Annotated in this window: 12 protein-coding genes and 1 pseudogene; 2 read left to right on the forward strand and 11 right to left on the reverse strand. The window is 67.3% G+C overall.

Annotated features, from left to right (window positions below):
* Positions 1 to 6 precede the first annotated feature (6 nt).
* Positions 7 to 1,386, forward strand: coding sequence for a glycoside hydrolase family 1 protein (locus G6N46_RS08360; RefSeq protein WP_138248662.1), 1,380 nt, complete (start codon positions 7 to 9; stop codon positions 1,384 to 1,386).
* 64 nt (positions 1,387 to 1,450) lie between these two features.
* Positions 1,451 to 1,804, forward strand: a complete 354-nt coding sequence (locus tag G6N46_RS08365; protein WP_064859292.1) for a heme-binding protein — start codon at positions 1,451 to 1,453, stop codon at positions 1,802 to 1,804.
* Positions 1,805 to 1,823: 19 nt separating this feature from the next.
* On the opposite strand, the gene G6N46_RS08370 is transcribed toward G6N46_RS08365, so the two are convergent.
* The 11 genes and pseudogenes from G6N46_RS08370 to G6N46_RS08420 form a co-directional block, all read right to left on the reverse strand.
* Complete coding sequence (locus G6N46_RS08370) at positions 1,824 to 2,405, reverse strand: nucleoside deaminase (protein WP_138248661.1); 582 nt, start codon at positions 2,403 to 2,405, stop codon at positions 1,824 to 1,826.
* A gap of 2 nt (positions 2,406 to 2,407) precedes the next feature.
* On the reverse strand, positions 2,408 to 3,037 hold the full coding sequence (gene upp, locus G6N46_RS08375) for a uracil phosphoribosyltransferase (protein ID WP_133426988.1): 630 nt from the start codon (positions 3,035 to 3,037) through the stop codon (positions 2,408 to 2,410).
* Between the two features lie 9 nt (positions 3,038 to 3,046).
* Positions 3,047 to 4,282, reverse strand: a complete 1,236-nt coding sequence (locus G6N46_RS08380) for a URC4/urg3 family protein (RefSeq protein WP_138248660.1) — start codon at positions 4,280 to 4,282, stop codon at positions 3,047 to 3,049.
* On the reverse strand, positions 4,279 to 5,571 hold the full coding sequence (locus G6N46_RS08385) for a GTP cyclohydrolase II (protein WP_138248659.1): 1,293 nt from the start codon (positions 5,569 to 5,571) through the stop codon (positions 4,279 to 4,281). The genes G6N46_RS08380 and G6N46_RS08385 overlap by 4 nt, the downstream gene beginning before the upstream one ends.
* Positions 5,572 to 5,659: 88 nt before the next feature.
* Positions 5,660 to 9,709 carry a bifunctional nitrate reductase/sulfite reductase flavoprotein subunit alpha gene (locus tag G6N46_RS08390; RefSeq protein WP_138248658.1) on the reverse strand — a complete coding sequence of 1,350 codons (4,050 nt, stop codon included), beginning with the start codon at positions 9,707 to 9,709 and terminating at the stop codon, positions 5,660 to 5,662.
* Positions 9,710 to 9,859: 150 nt separating this feature from the next.
* Positions 9,860 to 10,783: an alkylmercury lyase family protein gene (merB, locus tag G6N46_RS08395; RefSeq protein WP_234880605.1), complete on the reverse strand. Its 924-nt coding sequence runs from the start codon at positions 10,781 to 10,783 to the stop codon at positions 9,860 to 9,862.
* 5 nt (positions 10,784 to 10,788) lie between these two features.
* A complete protein-coding gene (locus tag G6N46_RS08400; protein WP_138248657.1) occupies positions 10,789 to 11,211 on the reverse strand; it encodes a MerR family transcriptional regulator in 423 nt (140 codons plus the stop codon).
* A 34-nt stretch (positions 11,212 to 11,245) separates the two neighbouring features.
* Positions 11,246 to 12,085 (reverse strand): sterol desaturase family protein, encoded by an 840-nt coding sequence (locus G6N46_RS08405; protein ID WP_138248656.1) that lies wholly within the window; start codon positions 12,083 to 12,085, stop codon positions 11,246 to 11,248.
* 12 nt (positions 12,086 to 12,097) lie between these two features.
* Entirely contained in the window at positions 12,098 to 12,802 is a 705-nt protein-coding gene (locus G6N46_RS08410) for a FadR/GntR family transcriptional regulator (protein WP_138248655.1), read from the reverse strand.
* Between the two features lie 115 nt (positions 12,803 to 12,917).
* The gene (locus tag G6N46_RS08415; RefSeq protein ID WP_138248654.1) at positions 12,918 to 14,411 is read right to left on the reverse strand and encodes a nitrate/nitrite transporter; all 1,494 of its coding nucleotides are present in this window, start codon (positions 14,409 to 14,411) and stop codon (positions 12,918 to 12,920) included.
* Positions 14,412 to 14,959: 548 nt separating this feature from the next.
* Positions 14,960 to 15,415: pseudogene (locus G6N46_RS08420) on the reverse strand (hypothetical protein); the annotation flags it as partial.
* Positions 15,416 to 15,417: the final 2 nt, after the last annotated feature.

Consider the following 15,417-nt stretch of genomic DNA (forward strand, 5'->3'; position numbering starts at 1 on the left):
TTTTGTATGAAGTGGAACCGGGTTGTCGTGGCGTCGGCCGTTGTCTTCTCCCTGTGCCTCTCCGCCTGCGGCGCGAAGCAGGATGTGAAGCAGGAGCGCACGGACAGCAGTCCGTCCTGGAACCGCAACTTCTACTGGGGTACCGCGACCGCCGGCTACCAGGTGGAGGGCGACGCTCCCGACAGCAACTGGCGCCGATACGTCGACCGGACGGCCGGCAAGCCCGTCACCGATCCGTTCGGCGCGGTCGAGCCGTACAAGCAGGCCGACGACTTCCGGCACCGCTACAAAGAGGACATCGCCAACGCGCATGCCATGGGCGTCAACACTTTTCGCTTCGGTGTCGAGTGGGCGCGGGTGATGCCGCAGCCCGGCGTATGGGACGAGAAGGAGCTGGCCTACTACGACGACGTCGTCGCGACCCTGCTCGCCAACGGCATGACGCCGATGATCACGCTGATGCACTGGGTGTATCCCGGCTGGATCGCAGACCGCGGCGGCTTCCTGAACAACGTCGCGGCGTTCGACGACTTCGCCAAGGCGATCACCAAACGGTATGCGGGACAGGGCGTGCTGTGGGTGAGCATCAACGAGCCCCTGGCCTTCGGCGCCATGGAAGTGCGCACCGGTGCCATCAAGCCCGACCAGTTCGGCACATTCCTCGACCGGGTCGCCGACGCCCACCGCGCCGTGTACCGCGCCGCGCATGACGCCGATCCCAAGGCCAAGGTCACCACGAATGAGGCCTACATTCCGCCGGAAGTGTTGGCGCAGTTCACCGGTCTGGGCGTCCAGGGAATCGATGGCTCGTTCTTCGACCGAGTCCGAGACAGTCTCGACTACCTCGGGTTCGACTACTACACGGGGACCGCCGAAGACAATCCGGCATCGGCGCAGAGCATGGCGCAGCGCTGGAATATCAAACTGCAGCCCGAGGACATCTACTACGTGGCGCGGCACTACGCCCAGCAGTACCCTGGCCTGCCGATCTACGTCGTCGAGAACGGCATGGTCACCGACAACGGCAAGCCGCGGTCCGACGGCGTGACGCGGTCGCAGTACCTCAGCGACACCGTGTTCTGGCTGCAGCGCGCCAAGGCCGACGGCATCCCGATCATCGGCTACAACTACTGGTCCCTGATCGACAACTACGAGTGGGGCAGCTACCGGCCCCGCTTCGGTCTGTATTCGGTTGACGCAGTCAATGATCCGGCATTGCGGCGGGTGCCGACCGACGCCGTCCAGACCTGCACTCAGATCACCCATGACGGCGGGACGCCGCCGGGGTACCGGCCCGTGATTCCCGCGGCGAAGTGCTCGACGACCGTCGGCAAGGACAGCTGCGCGCCGCTGGACGTGACCGGGCCGACGGTCGCGCTGCGCTGACGCGACGCGCGGCGATTCTCCGCAATGCGCCCGAGATCGCCAGGTTTCGAGCAGGATCAGCGGTATGAAACTGACTGCCATGCTCGCGCTCGCCGGGTTCGCCTCGCTCACGATCGCCATCCCCACCGCGAACGCTGCACCGTGTTCCGCGAGCGGACTGGCCAGCACCGCGGGGACAGTCCTGGCCCAGGCCGGGGCCTACCTCGACGCCCACCCGGGCGCGAACGACGCCCTGACCAACGCGAGCTCGTCGGGCGACGCCGAAGGCGCTGTCCGGGCGTACTTCACCGCTCACCCCGGCGAATTCTTCGATCTGAAGAACATCGCACGGCCCCTGACGACGCTGCGCGGTCAGTGCGGTGGCATGTCGGTCAGCCCCGCGCAGATGTCCGCACTGTTCGACGCGCTGTCGTCCTGAGCCGCCACGGCCCGGGAAATCAACGCCAGTAGCCCTGATGGGCTTGTGCCGCTTCGTCTTCGAGCAGGGGCCCGATGACGGTGATCGGGCGGTAGCCGTGCAGCAGGATGTCGCGGCACGGCAGCGCGTAGCCCGCGTTCTTCGGATCGCCGCCGGTGAATTGGAGCAGCCGGGTGTTGGACATGCCGTACACCACCCTGCCGATGCCACTCCAGTAGGCGCCGCCCGCACACATCGTGCACGGCTCGGTGCTGGCGTACAGCGTCGCTGACTTCATCCCGTCGTCGCCGAGTGCCCGCCAGGCGCTGCGGACGGTGACCATCTCGGCGTGGTCGGTCGGATCACCGCCGTCGACAGACGACGTGTTGCCGTGCTCGGCCACCACATTGCCGGCGGCGCCGGCCACCAGGGCACCGTAGGGGGCGCCGCCGGCCTGACGTGCCTGCTCGGCCAGCACGAAGGTACGCCGGAGGTGGGCCAGGTCTTGCGGATCCGGATCGGGCTGCGCGGCTGCCGGACCGGCGACGCCGACGGCCGCCACCGAGGCGCCGAAGGCTATTCCGGCGCCGCGCAGCACGGTCCGTCGGTTCGGGTTCAGCATTGCTACTTGGTACCGAAGATGCGGTCACCGGCGTCGCCGAGTCCCGGCACGATATAGCCGTGCTCGTCGAGCTGCCGGTCCAGCGCCGCGGCGTAGATCGGCACCTCGGGGTGGGCCGCCTGCATGGCCGCGACGCCCTCCGGACAGGTCAGCAGACAGACGAACTTGATGGACCGCGGCTGGTACTCCTTGAGCCGGTCGATCGCGGCCACTGCCGAGTTTCCGGTGGCGAGCATGGGATCGCACACCACGATGTCGCGCTCGTGCAGCTCGCTCGGCATCTTGAAGTAGTACTCCACGGCGACATGGGTTTTCGGGTCGCGGTATAGACCGATGTGGCCGATGCGCGCGCCCGGAACGACGCTGAGCATGCCGTCCAGAATGCCGCTGCCCGCCCGCAGGATCGAGGCGAAGACGAGCTTCTTGCCGTCGATGACCATGCCGGTGGTGGACTCCAGCGGCGTGTCGATCTCGACCTCGTGCACGGGGATGTCGCGCAGCACCTCGTAGGTCATCAGCATGGAAATCTCGTTCAGCAGCGCACGAAAGCCCTTGGTGGACACGTCTTTCTGCCGCATCAGCGTCAGCTTGTGCTGAACCAGCGGATGGTCGACGAGATGCAGGTTACCCATGGCGCCCTCCTAGAAAACCGTGCCGTCACTGCTGATGGACAGCGGCGGGTTGCCGCCTCGCAGCTGCTGCGCCAGGGTGCGCCCGGCGGCCCAGGTGCCGCCCTCGAGGACGCACGCCAGCGGCAGGGCCGCGGAGTCGAGGCCGAGCGCGGCGCGCACCAGCGGCGCGAGTTCGTCGAGCAGCGCGACGGTGAGCGCTCGCCACTCGACGACCAATTCGTCGGCCACCGACCAGGTTCGGTCCGCGGCCGCCGGATCACGCAAGCGCAGTACCCCGGCATCGAGCAGCAGGCCACCGTTGCGATATTCGGGCAAGCCGGTCAGCGCGTCCAGCCTGGTGACCGGCACCCGCGCCCACTCGAACGGTTCCAGCAGCGAGTACGTCAGCCACTGCGACAGCTTGTGGAACGGCATCCACCCACGCGACAACCCAACCCCGGGCACCGCCGGGTGCGGCCAGCAGTCACCGAGCGGGATACCGCCGATGTCGTTGTCGGCCAACCAGACTCCGGACAGGGTGTCCAGGAGCTGAGTCAGGATGTCGTGCGCATCGACTGCCGGGCCGGCCAGCGCGTCGAACAGACCGCCGGGGCGCCCCTGCGGGCCGAAGACCTCGGGACGGCTTTCCATGGCGGCGCCGAGGCGGCGCAGCAGCTGTACCCGGCCGCTCAGCCCCACCAGCGGATTGTCCGGTCCGGCCTGAAATGCCCGGCCGAGGCCGGCTTCGTCGATGGTGCGCAGGGCCGCGGCATCGACCTGCCAGGGCTGGGCCGGATCGCTGGAGAACAGCCCGTCGGCAAAGGCGTGCCAGCTCGCCACGCCGAGCCCCTCTGACCGCGTGAAGCGTTGCCCGGTAACGGGTTCGGTGTAGGCCCAGTCCGGCCCCGCGCCGGCGTCGAGCAGCACGCTGACTACAGCGAGGTCGATCAGCGCGCGGGCCTGCGCGGCGGGGTCCAACCCGGCCAACCGGGCGCGCAGGTCGGCGGTGCGGTCGACGCCGCCGGCCTCGAAATGGCGCCAGCGGCTGTGATACGGGATTGCCAGGTCCGGATAACGCGTGCGCGTGACGTCGGCGACGAGCTCGGCGGCGTGCGCCAGCGCGGCATCGTCGACCACGAACCAGCGGGACTCCCCCGCGCGCGCTCGGTGCAGCAGGAATGCGGCGCGTGCGCGGATGGCGTCGGTGCTGCGCAGGATGCCGACCGCGACGGCGCTGTCGGTGCCAGTGCCGGTGCTGATCGTCATGACGTGAGTCCGCGGCCCTTGGCGATCTTCAGTTCGTCGGCGTCGGGCACCGGCCCGGGGGTGAAGTAACCGGCGGCCGTCTTGGCGTCGATCTCGACGCGGGCGTCGGCCGGGATCAGGTCGTCGGGGATGTTGACGCGTTCGACGACCTCGATACCCGAGCCGGTGATGGCGTCGTATTTCATGTTGCTCATTGACACCAGCCGGTGAATCGTGCGGATACCCAGCCAGTGCAGGACGTCGGGCATCAGTTCCTGGAAACGCATATCTTGCACGCCGGCAACGCATTCCGTGCGGGCGAAGTACTGGTCGGCGGTGTCGCCACCGACCTGACGCTTACGCGCGTTGTACACCAGGAACTTGGTGACCTCCCCCAGCGCGCGACCCTCCTTGCGCGAGTAGGCCACCAGCCCCACGCCGCCTCGCTGCGCACCCTGGATGCACTCCTCGATGGCGTGGGTGAGGTACGGCCGGCAGGTACAGATGTCGGAGCCGAACACGTCGGATCCATTGCACTCGTCGTGTACGCGGGCGGTCAGCTCCACGCTGGGGTCGGCAAGGTCGCGGGGCTGGCCGAAGATGTAGAGGGTCTGCCCGCCGATGGGTGGCAGGAAGACCTCCAGATCGCCGCGCGTGACGAGCTCGGGATACATGCCGCCGGTCTCCTCGAACAGCACGCGGCGCAGTTCCGTTTCGCTGCAACCGAATCGCGCCGCGACCCCGGGAAGGAACCAGACCGGCTCGATGGCCGCCTTGGTCACCAGGGCGGCGCCGTTGTCCAGTAACACGCGACCGTCGGGGCGGAGCCGGCCTTTGCCGATCGCCTCGGCGACCTCCGGCAGGATCACATGGGCTTTGGTGATGGCGATGGTCGGCCGGATGTCGTATCCGCCGGCCAGTTCGGCGGTGAACGCGTCCGCGACCATGGCACCCCACGGGTCCAGGCTCACGATCGCCCCGGGGTCGGTCCATTGCGGATACGGGCCGATGACGTCGGTGGGTGCGGTGTTGGTCAGGTCGGCGCGGTGCGCGGGTGAGAGCGCGCCGGCCGCCACCGCCAGAGCCCGGTAGACGCTGTAGGACCCGCTGTGGGTGCCGATCACGTTGCGGTGCGCTCGCGTGGTCGTGGTCCCGATCACCGGTCCGCGCTCGGCGGCGGTGGCCGCACCCCAGTGGATCGGCAGGGCGTCGGCGGCGCCGCTGTGGGACGTGAGCCTGATGTGGCGGGCAGAGCCCCGGGGCGGGACCGCACGCGGTGGCCCCGATGCTGCGTCTGATTCGAGGACCATCGACATCGCTCCTTCCGGCAAGCTCCAGTCAACCCTGAAACGGCCGGGTGTGCAGCGGTACCGCCGGACCGCCTGGCCGGCAGGCAGATCAGTAGACGTCGCGGACGTAGCGCTTGTCGGCGATCAGCTCACGTTTGTATTCGTGCGCTGCCGATTCCGACATGCCGCCGTGGGCCTTGATGATGTTGGTGAGCGTCACGTCGACGTCCTTGGCCATCCGCGCCGCGTCGCCGCACACGTAGAAGTGCGCGCCATCCTCGAGCCACCGCCACAGAATCTCGCCGTGCTCGCGCATCCGGTGCTGTACGTACACCCGGCGCGCCTGGTCCCGCGAGAACGCGGTGTCGAGCCGGGTCAGCAGACCGTCGGCGGCGAAGGCCTCCAATTCGTCTTGGTAGTAATAGTTTTCGGCCCGGTGCTGGTCGCCGAAGAACAGCCAGTTGCGGCCGGTGTGCCCCAGTGCCCGGCGCTCGTGCAGGAAGCCACGGAACGGCGCGATGCCGGTGCCGGGGCCAACCATGATCATGGGGGTCAGCGCATCCTCGGGCGGCCGGAAGTGGGGCGCCGACTGCAGGAATACCGGCACCGTCTGCGCCCGGTCGGCGAGGTAGGTGGACGCGACGCCGTGCCGGATACCGCCGCGGGCGCCCTCGTAACGGACCACCGACACGGTCAGCTGCACCTCGTCAGGGCTCACCAGCGGGCTGGACGAGATGGAGTACGAGCGTGGCGCCAGGCGCACCAACGCATCTCGCCACTCCTCGGGTTCGGCCCGGACCTTGAACTCTTCCACCAGGTCCAGGCCGGTGCGGCCGTCCAGCCAGCGGTCGCGTTCTTCGCGGGGCGCCCGCAGCACCTTGGCCCGGCTGCGTTCGGCCAGGAAGTTGATCAGGGTCGGCGAGACCTTGCAGATGTCGTAGGACGTGGTCAGCGCATCGCGAAGCGCGGCTTCGCCGCCGTCGATCTCGATGACCTCGTCACCGGAGAGCCCGGTGGCCGCCAGCCATGCCGACACGGTCTCCGGGCAGTTGGCCACCACCACGCCAAGCGCATCGCCGACGCCATAGCTGACATCGTGGCCGGACAGGTCGAAGCCGATCTGGCGGACTTCCTTCGTGCCACCGGTGGTCAGCAGGGTGTTGCGGCACAACGGGACCGGCAGCGGGCTGTTGCGGGTGAACGGCTTGGCGGGCTTGGGAGCGGGCTTGGCAGGCGCGGCCGGAGCGACGGGTGCGGTCGGCGCCGACGGGGCGGCCGCGGCCAGCTCGACGACAGCGTCGGACCACTGCGCGATCGGCTCGTCGTCGTAGGCCTCGCAGTCCGCGCGGTCGAGCAGCGCGGTGGCCCCGAGCTCGGTGAAGCGGCCGTCGAGGGATTTGGCGTAGCCGCAGAAGTTGTCGTATGCGCGGTCGCCGATCCCGAGCACGGAGTACCGCAGCCCGGACAGATCCGGCGCATCGGCCGCACTCAGGCGAGCCCAGAAGTCGGCTCCGTTGTCGGGCGGTCCGCCATCACCGAAAGTGCTTGTCACAACCAGGACTTCGCCTGCGGCGGCGACATCGTCCAACGCGGTGTCGTCCAGCACCTGCAGGCGGGCCCCCGCGATCTTCGCGGCCAGTCCGGCGGCGAACTCCTCGGCGGTGCCGGTCTGCGACGCCCACAGCACCAGCGGGCCCGAGGGCGCCGCCTCTGGCTCGGGCCGGACATCGATGGCGGCAACCGGGGCCGAGACACTGTGCGCACCGGCCAGCGCCCCGTCGACCCACAGCCGCACCACGGGGCTGACAGGCGCCGACGCGGGCAGCACGGGGACCCCGGTGGAGTGTCCGATGCCACTGAAAAATCCTGACAGATAAACCTTTTCAGTGTCGTCGAGCGCGGGCGGCCCGGCCAGGCCGAGTGCGGCGGCCAGCGGGTGGAGCTCGGTACCAGTGGGTGCGGCAACAGCTGCGGCGGCGCGCTCGACCACGACCGGCGCCAACCGCACCGCGCACACCTTGAATTCGGGCTGCAACGAATCGGGGTCCACCGCATCGTTGGTGACGGCGTTGATCGTGAGCTGATCACCCTGTTGGTCGTTCCAGTGGAACGGCGCGAAGCAGTTGCCCGGCCGCACCCGGTCCGTCAGGACGGCCGGCAGGACCGCGGTGCCACGGCGCGATGACACCTCGACAGCCGCTCCGTCGGTGATGCCGAGGCCGGCCGCGTCGGTGGGGTGAATCTCGATGAACGGCTTCCCGGTGAGCTTGTTGAGCTTCTCGACCTTCCCGGTCTTGGTCATGGTGTGCCACTGGTGTTGCAGCCGGCCGGTGTTCAGCACCAACGGGAATTCGTCGTCGGGCAGCTCGGTGGCGTCCATGTGCGGGCGCGCGTGGAACACCGCCCGCCGCGAGGGCGTCGGGAACGCCAGCCGCGGCTGGTGCCCGTCGGCGCCGACGAACAGGTCCTGGCTGATGCCGTCGTTGAGGTAGCGGATCGGGTTCCGATCGCCGCTGTCCGGCGGGCAGGGCCACTGCAGCGGGGTCTCCCGCAGGCGCTCGTAGGTCACGCCGCTGATGTCGTAACCGGTCCGGCGGTTGGCGAACTGGCGGATTTCGGCGAATACGTGCTCGCTGGACTTGTAGTCGAACTCGTCGCCGAAGCCCATGTGCCGGGCCACATTACAGATCAGCTCCCAGTCGGGGCGCGCGTCACCGGCGGCGGGGATGCTCTGCTGCAACAGGGTCAGGTTGCGCTCGGAGTTGACCATGACGCCCTCGGCTTCGGCCCACAGCGTCGCCGGCAGCATGATGTCGGCGTAGGCGTTGGTCGCGGTGTCCTGGTAGGCGTCCTGCGTGATCACCAGCTCGGCGACCTGCAGGCCGTCGATGACGGTCTGCCGATTGGCCACGGAGGCAACAGGATTGGTACAGATGATCCATACGGCCTTGATGTCACCGGCGGCCAGTTGCCGGAACATCTCGATGGTGCCGGGGCCGACGTCGGTGCGGATGGTGCCGGGTTCCAGCCCCCACTGCTCTTCGGTGAACGCGCGGTCGTCGGCCGACGTCACGGCGCGCTGCCCGGGCAGACCCGGTCCCATGTAACCCATTTCGCGGCCGCCCATGGCGTTGGGCTGACCGGTCAGGGACATCGGACCGCTACCGGTGCGGCAGATGGCGCCGGTGGCCAGGTGCAGGTTGCAGATGGCATTGGTGTTCCAGGTGCCGTGCGTGCTCTGGTTCAGGCCCATGGTCCAGCACGACATCCACTCCCCTGCCTCGGCGATCATCTCGGCGGCGCGGCGGATGTCGGCTTCGGCGATACCGGTGATCTCGGCGACCTTCGCCGGCGGATAGTCGGCGAGGAACGCCGGCATGGCCTCCCAGCCCTCGGTGTGCGCGGCGATGAATTCGTGGTCTACCGCGCCACTTTCGACCAGGACATGAAGCAGGCCGTTGAGCAGCGCCAGGTCGGTTCCGGGTTTGATCTGCAGGAAGAGATCGGCCTTCTCCGCGGTCGTGGTGCGGCGCGGGTCGACGACGATCAGTTTGGCGCCCTTGGCCATGCGGTCGGCCATGCGCAGGAACAGGATCGGGTGGCAGTCGGCCATGTTGGCGCCGGTCACGAAAAACAGGTCGGCGGAATCGAAATCGGTGTACGACCCGGGCGGACCGTCGGCACCGAGCGACTGCTTGAAGCCGGTGCCGGCGCTCGCCATGCACAGCCGCGAGTTGGATTCGATGTGCACGGTACGGATGAAGCCCTTGGCCAGCTTGTTGGCCAGGTACTGGGCCTCGATGGTCATCTGGCCCGAAACGTACAGCGCCACGGCGTCGGGGCCGTGCTCGTCGATGATGGCCCGCAGCCGGCGGCCCGCTTCGGCGGTGGCGTCGTCGGTCGGGACGCTGACCGTCTCACCGTTGCGGCGCACCAGAGCGGTCGTCAGCCGGTCGTCATCGGCATGCATCAAGTCGGCATGGGTGGCGCCCTTGGTGCACAACCGGCCGAAGTTGGTGGGGTGCAAGCGGTCCCCGGATACGCGCGCGATCACGGGCAGCCCGGTACCGGCGTCGGGGCGGGTCTCGACCGAAATACCGCACCCGACACCGCAGTAGGAGCACGCGGTGCGCGTGGTGTGTGCTCCGGGGGGCGTCATGCCCTCAGTTCTACGGGCCGTCAATTCCGCAGCCGTTGCGCAACCATGTACTACGCGTCAACCCGAGCTCACATGGTCGTCAGGCCCTGGTGCGCAACATGTTTCATGCCGGAATCGTGACGGAAACCTGCCGGAAATCTGTGAGCTGCGTTACGCGGATCCGAATGAGTCGTTTGGCCAGTCTACGAGCAGAGTGCCGAAAACTGCGTCTGCGAGCGCGACCGCGTCGTCCTGCCCGACGACCAAGCCTTGCAACTCGGGACGGCGGTCGAGGTGGGACTGTGCGTGCAGCCGATCGAGGTGGAAGGTGATCGATCGGCAAGCGGTGGTCGCCAGCGTGCCACAGCCGCCGGCGTGCCCGACGACGACAACAGCGGTGGCGGGATGCCATATCCAGTCATCACCGCGACGCTCCACGCGAATCAGCGCTCCCGTATCAGGGTCGGCGGAGGTGATCATGGCGTCGGTACCGGTCATCAACGGAATCCCGAGCGCATCGATCGCACACATCGCGGCGACAGGCCCGTGGCCGGAGAGATGAACGGTGTGGCCCGTGGCCCGACGACAAAAGGGATACGCGATCTCGATGTATCCATCGTGGCCGGTATGCACGAGGTCCACTCCAGCCAGGTGCATCAGCGCTTCGTCCAGGTCGACCCCGACCGCGGCGGCGGTCGAGCGCAGGTCGTCCCGAACCACCTCGCCGTGATCGCGGAAACCGCGCAGTACTGCGCGGTGCAGCTCGCGCACCGGCGGCGGAAGCTGTTGAACGGCAGCGACGACCGATTGCGGTGTGCCGGAGCCAGTCTCGACCTGACCGTTCATGTGGGCGCGTAAGGCGTCCAGAACACGGTGCGATGTGGGCAGGTCGAGTCGGCACGCGTCACCGGTCGACTCGCCGGCGTCGGGGCGCATCACGTCGATGCCGTTCACGAGGACCGTCGGCGAGGGGTGGCTGCCGATCCGCTCGACAATCTGCGCCTCGATGCCGAGCGTGTTCAGGCAGTCGATGACCGTTTGTCTGGCGGCCTCGGCGTTCGGGCATCCCGGCGAGGTCAGTAGTTCGATCCGCATGACGGTCACCCCTGCGCGCCGGAGGTTGTCGTCGAAGCCACGGTTTCGATGTCCTGCAGAATCGGGCAGTCACGCTGGGCACGGGGCTGATCACAGGTACGGATCAGCCGAGCCAGCGCGTCACGCATAGCTGTGAGTTCGTCGATGCGCAGTTGCAGGTCGGCGATCCTGCGGTCAGCCATGGACCTGGCCTCTTCACATGCGGCTGGACCGCCGCCGGCCAGGTGTAGCAGCTCTTCGATGTCGTCGAGGGTGAATCCGAGCTGCTGAGAGCGCTTCACGAAGCGCACCACCCGCACCGCCTCGGGTGTGTATGCGCGATAGCCCGACCCGGTCCGCGCCGGTTCGGGCAGCAGGCCGCGCCGTTCGTAGTATCGGAGCGTTTGGGTATTGACCTGCGCCTGTTCGGCGACCTCGCTTGTCCTCACCTCACCAGCATGAACCCTGTACCCGGGTACCGGGTCAAGCCCCACCGGCGCCTTCGGGGCTCCACCCCGGTCCACGGAAGGTATATCCCCAGCGGTGCGTCCACGTTCGGGCGGCACGCACGTCGCGCCAGATTCCGGCGTATTCGTGCGTCGCCACCCGCAGTGGGTTGAACGTCTTGATGTTCTTGGTCAGACCGTAGACCACGCGCTCGCTTTCGGGCCGGAAACTTCCGAACAGCCGGTCCCAGATGATCAGGATGCCACCGTAATTGGTGTCCAGGTATTGGTCGTTGGAGCCGTGGTGCACTCGGTGGTGCGACGGCGTGTTCATGATCAATTCGATTGGCCGCCACATCTTTCCCACCCGCTCGGTGTGGATGAAGAACTGGTACAGCAGGCTCACCGACTGCTGCAGCAGGATCATCCACGGCGAGAAGCCGAGGAACGCCAAGGGCAACCAGAACGGCAGCGCCGTGAACGGCGTCCACGTCTGCCGCAGTGCGGTCGACAGGTTGTAGTGCTCGCTGGAGTGGTGCACGACGTGACTGGCCCAGAACACGCGAATCGTGTGGTGCGCGCGGTGGTACCAGTAGTAGACGAAGTCGTCGGCGACGAACAGCGCGACCCAGGTCAACGGGTTGTCGGCAGGCAGATGGACCGGCGCCACGAGGTACGCCGCGCTGAGCGCGGCCAGGACCACCAACTTCCAGCCGATGTTGATGATGACGTTGCCGATGCCCATGGTGAGACTCGTTCGGGAATCCCGGAGTTCGTAACCGACCTCGTCATCGTCCGGCAGGAAGCGGAAGGACAGCGCCTCAAGCACGAGGCAGATCACGAACACCGGTATGGCGTGCTGGATCAGATCGAACATGGGCAATGACTCCTACTGCCGAGCGGATAGGGTGTCGACGACGCGGCCCAGCAGCTCGTCGGCCACGCGGTAAGCGGCATCGGCGTCCCGCGCGACGAGGCGCTCGGCCAGCGTGATGTGGGCGTCGCGGTCGGCCAGTTCGGCGGCCGTGCCGAGGTCGGCGATCGATTCGAAGCCGATGTCGGCGAACGCCGCAACCAGCGTGTTCAGCGCCAGCCGGTAGGCCAGATTGCCGCTGCCGTCGATGATCGCGGTCCAGAATGTCAGGTCCACCGCGAACGATTCGTCGGTGCGCTGTGCCGGGTACGCCGCGGCCGCGGCGGCGATTGTCGCCAGCTGGTCGTCGGTGGCGTTGCGGGCGCACAGCCGGGCCGCGTCGGCGGCCACGGACCGGCGCATCACCATGATGTCGCGGGCGATCTGCAGGGCCGGCACGGCTCCGGTGGCAGCGAGGGTGCTGAGCACGTCCAGACCGGCCGTCTGCCGCCAGTCCTGGACCCGCGTCTTGCCGCCGTGGCTGATCCGCACCAGCCGGGCCTGCTGCAGCCGCTTGAGCGCTTCCCGGATGGCATGCCGGTTCACCGCGAAGGCCAGGGCCAGCTCGCGCTCGGACGGCAGTGCGTCGTCGACCGCGACGCGTCCGGACAGGATCTCGTCGACGAGGTGCGCGAAGACCGAGTCACTGACCGCTGACCGCGCGACAGGTGCGATGTCCATGGGGTCAATCATCGGATTGTCGGCGTTAACTGGTCAACTGGTTGGACCAGTTATCTGAATCACAAACACGAGAATGCCCCGCGGGAAACTCCCGCGGGGCATTCCGGCCGATTGACTAGGTAGCAGGCACGACCGCCCGGCCGACGTGCTCGCCGGTCGCCGCACGCAGGTGCGGCTGACGCAGGAACACGAACCAGGTGATGACACCGCACACCACGTAGAAGGCGAGGAACACCCAGAACGCGGTGGTCGCCGAGTGGGCGGGCCCGGCGTACGACGCCCGGAGCACGATGTTGACGAGCACGCCACCGAACGCACCGACCGCGCCGGCGAAGCCGATCAGCGCGCCGGACATGCTGCGCGACCACAAGGTCTTCTCCGCGGCACCCAACTCGTCCTTGCTCTGCGCCTTGGCCTCGAAGATCGACGGGATCATCTTGTACGTCGAGCCGTTACCGAGGCCGGTCAGGATGAACAGCACCATGAACGCCGTGATGTAGACGGCCATCTGGGCGCCCGTGGCCGGACCCTTGGTGGCGTCGTCCCACATGCCGCCGGCGACCAGGACGGCGGTGATGGCCGTCATCGCCCCGAAGGTGTACAGCGTGATCTTGCCGCCGCCGATCTTGTCGGCCAGCTTGCCGCCGAACGGACGCGAGATCGAGCCGAGCAGCGGGCCCAGGAAGGCGATCCACGCGGTGTGGATGGAGGCGTCGAAGTTGGCCTTGGCCAGTTCCTTGGCGGCTTCCTTCGGCAGCTTGGCCACCGACGCGACGTGGTACTTATCCAGCAGCGGCGCGACGTCCTGAGCGGTGAAGTTGATGTTCAGAATCTGGGTGAACGCGAAGCTGAACCCGATGAACGAACCGAACGTGCCGATGTAGAGGAAGCACATCACCCAAGAGTTGCGGAACTTCATGGCCTCGACCATCGCCGACAGGTTCGACTTCTGTCCCTGGATGTTGTCCATGAACAGCGCGGCGCCGAGGGCCGCGGCGGCCAGCAGCACCAGGTAGATGGCACAGACGACCTCGGGGCGACGGTTGCCGAGCGTGGCGATGGTGACCAGGCCGATGATCTGGATGACCGGGACGCCGATGTTGCCGCCGCCGGCGTTCAGGCCCAGCGCCCAGCCCTTCAGCCGCTGCGGGTAGAAGGCGTTGATGTTCGTCATCGACGATGCGAAGTTACCGCCACCAAAACCGGCGACCGCGGCGACGATCAGGAACGTCGTGTACGACGTACCCGGATGCATCATGAAGTACATGGTCAGCGCGCACGGGATCGCGAGCATCAAGGCGCTGAAGATCGTGAAGTTGCGGCCACCGAACTTGGCCGGTCCCACGGTGTAAGGAATGCGCATGAATGCGCCCACCGCGATCGGGACGGCACCCAGGACGAACTTGCCCAGCGCATCGATGCCGTAGACCGCCTGCGGCATGAACAGCACCATCACCGACCAGATGGACCACACCGAGAAGCCGACATGCTCGGCGAAGATCGACCAGATCAGGTTCCGCTTGGCGACGTCCTTGTTACCCGCGTCCCACGCAGCAACATCCTCAGCATCCCAGTGCTCGATGTCGCGGTTACGACTTAACAGACTCACAGTGCCTCCAGGCCTCCCAGTACGGAAATTGGTTGGCTACATATGTACGGACGCCCCATGCCGCAGCTGTTGCCCTTCGGTGTCAGCAAAGTCAATAGGCACTCACTTGGAGGACCCTGTGGTTGGTGACCCGCGTGATTCACAGCCGACGTTTAGACGCAACAAGCTCGAAATGTGGGGCGCGGACGCGCTGGCTGGTGCAGTGCCGCCGGCAACAGCGCCGATCAGGTGGGTTGATCCTGGCGGAAGAGGCCGAGGAGTACGTGAGTTCACTCGTGGTGACGATCCGCGGCGGTTGTTGAACTCAGGGACCTCCGGCGGCCGGCGAAAGTACCTGGCTTCAATTACGGCGGCTGAAACGCATGGCGACTGAAGCCACGTACTTCTCTGGCGAAGTCAACGGAAGAAAAAGCACCGCCGCGACGGGAATCCGTCGCGGCGGTGATCAGTGTGAAATTCGGGGCGTCTCAGGCCTTCTTGGCCTCGTCCTCGTCTGCCTTGGCTTCTTCGGTGCGTTCGGCTTCCTCGGCCTCTGGCTCGTCGGTCTCCTCGGCAGCGTCGTCGGCCTCGGACTCCTCCGATTCCGCGTCGGTCTCGTCGGTAGTCGCTTCGGCCTCGGCCTCGGGCTCGTCGGCCTCGGAGCTTTCGGCTTCGGCCGCTTCGGGCTCGTCAGACGACGCTTCGGGCTCGTCTTCCGAAACCTTCTCGGCCACAACCGTTTCGGGCTCGTCGGCCGGGTAGTCCTCGACAGGTTCCGCGGCCGCTTCTTCTTCCGCCGCGTCTTCTTCGCCGGCCTCGGTGGCCAGGGCGTCGTCGACATCGGGGACGGAGTCGGCCGCCGCACCGCCGCGCGAGCGTTCCCGCAGCGCGTCGACGATGAGCAGCAGCACCCCGATGACGCTGGCGCCGATACACACCCAGGCGATCAGCTCATTGCTGGTGACAATCGCGGTCACCAGCGCGGTCAGCCCGATGAGGGCAAGGACCAGGGCAATGATCAGCATTG

Origin of the sequence: Mycolicibacterium phocaicum, assembly GCF_010731115.1 — a bacterium.
In the GTDB taxonomy this organism is placed as follows: domain Bacteria; phylum Actinomycetota; class Actinomycetes; order Mycobacteriales; family Mycobacteriaceae; genus Mycobacterium; species Mycobacterium phocaicum.

What these genes read in the sequence shown, in the direction of transcription:
- G6N46_RS08390 (WP_138248658.1), bottom strand. Translation starts at nt 9,709, where the DNA reads ATGACGCCCCCCGGAGCACACACCACGCGCACCGCGTGCTCCTACTGC.
- G6N46_RS08370 (WP_138248661.1), bottom strand. Translation starts at nt 2,405, where the DNA reads ATGCTGAACCCGAACCGACGGACCGTGCTGCGCGGCGCCGGAATAGCC.
- G6N46_RS08385 (WP_138248659.1), bottom strand. Translation starts at nt 5,571, where the DNA reads ATGGTCCTCGAATCAGACGCAGCATCGGGGCCACCGCGTGCGGTCCCG.
- G6N46_RS08405 (WP_138248656.1), bottom strand. Translation starts at nt 12,085, where the DNA reads ATGTTCGATCTGATCCAGCACGCCATACCGGTGTTCGTGATCTGCCTC.
- merB (WP_234880605.1), bottom strand. Translation starts at nt 10,783, where the DNA reads ATGCGGATCGAACTACTGACCTCGCCGGGATGCCCGAACGCCGAGGCC.
- G6N46_RS08360 (WP_138248662.1), top strand. Translation starts at nt 7, where the DNA reads ATGAAGTGGAACCGGGTTGTCGTGGCGTCGGCCGTTGTCTTCTCCCTG.
- G6N46_RS08410 (WP_138248655.1), bottom strand. Translation starts at nt 12,802, where the DNA reads ATGGACATCGCACCTGTCGCGCGGTCAGCGGTCAGTGACTCGGTCTTC.
- G6N46_RS08365 (WP_064859292.1), top strand. Translation starts at nt 1,451, where the DNA reads ATGAAACTGACTGCCATGCTCGCGCTCGCCGGGTTCGCCTCGCTCACG.
- G6N46_RS08380 (WP_138248660.1), bottom strand. Translation starts at nt 4,282, where the DNA reads ATGACGATCAGCACCGGCACTGGCACCGACAGCGCCGTCGCGGTCGGC.
- upp (WP_133426988.1), bottom strand. Translation starts at nt 3,037, where the DNA reads ATGGGTAACCTGCATCTCGTCGACCATCCGCTGGTTCAGCACAAGCTG.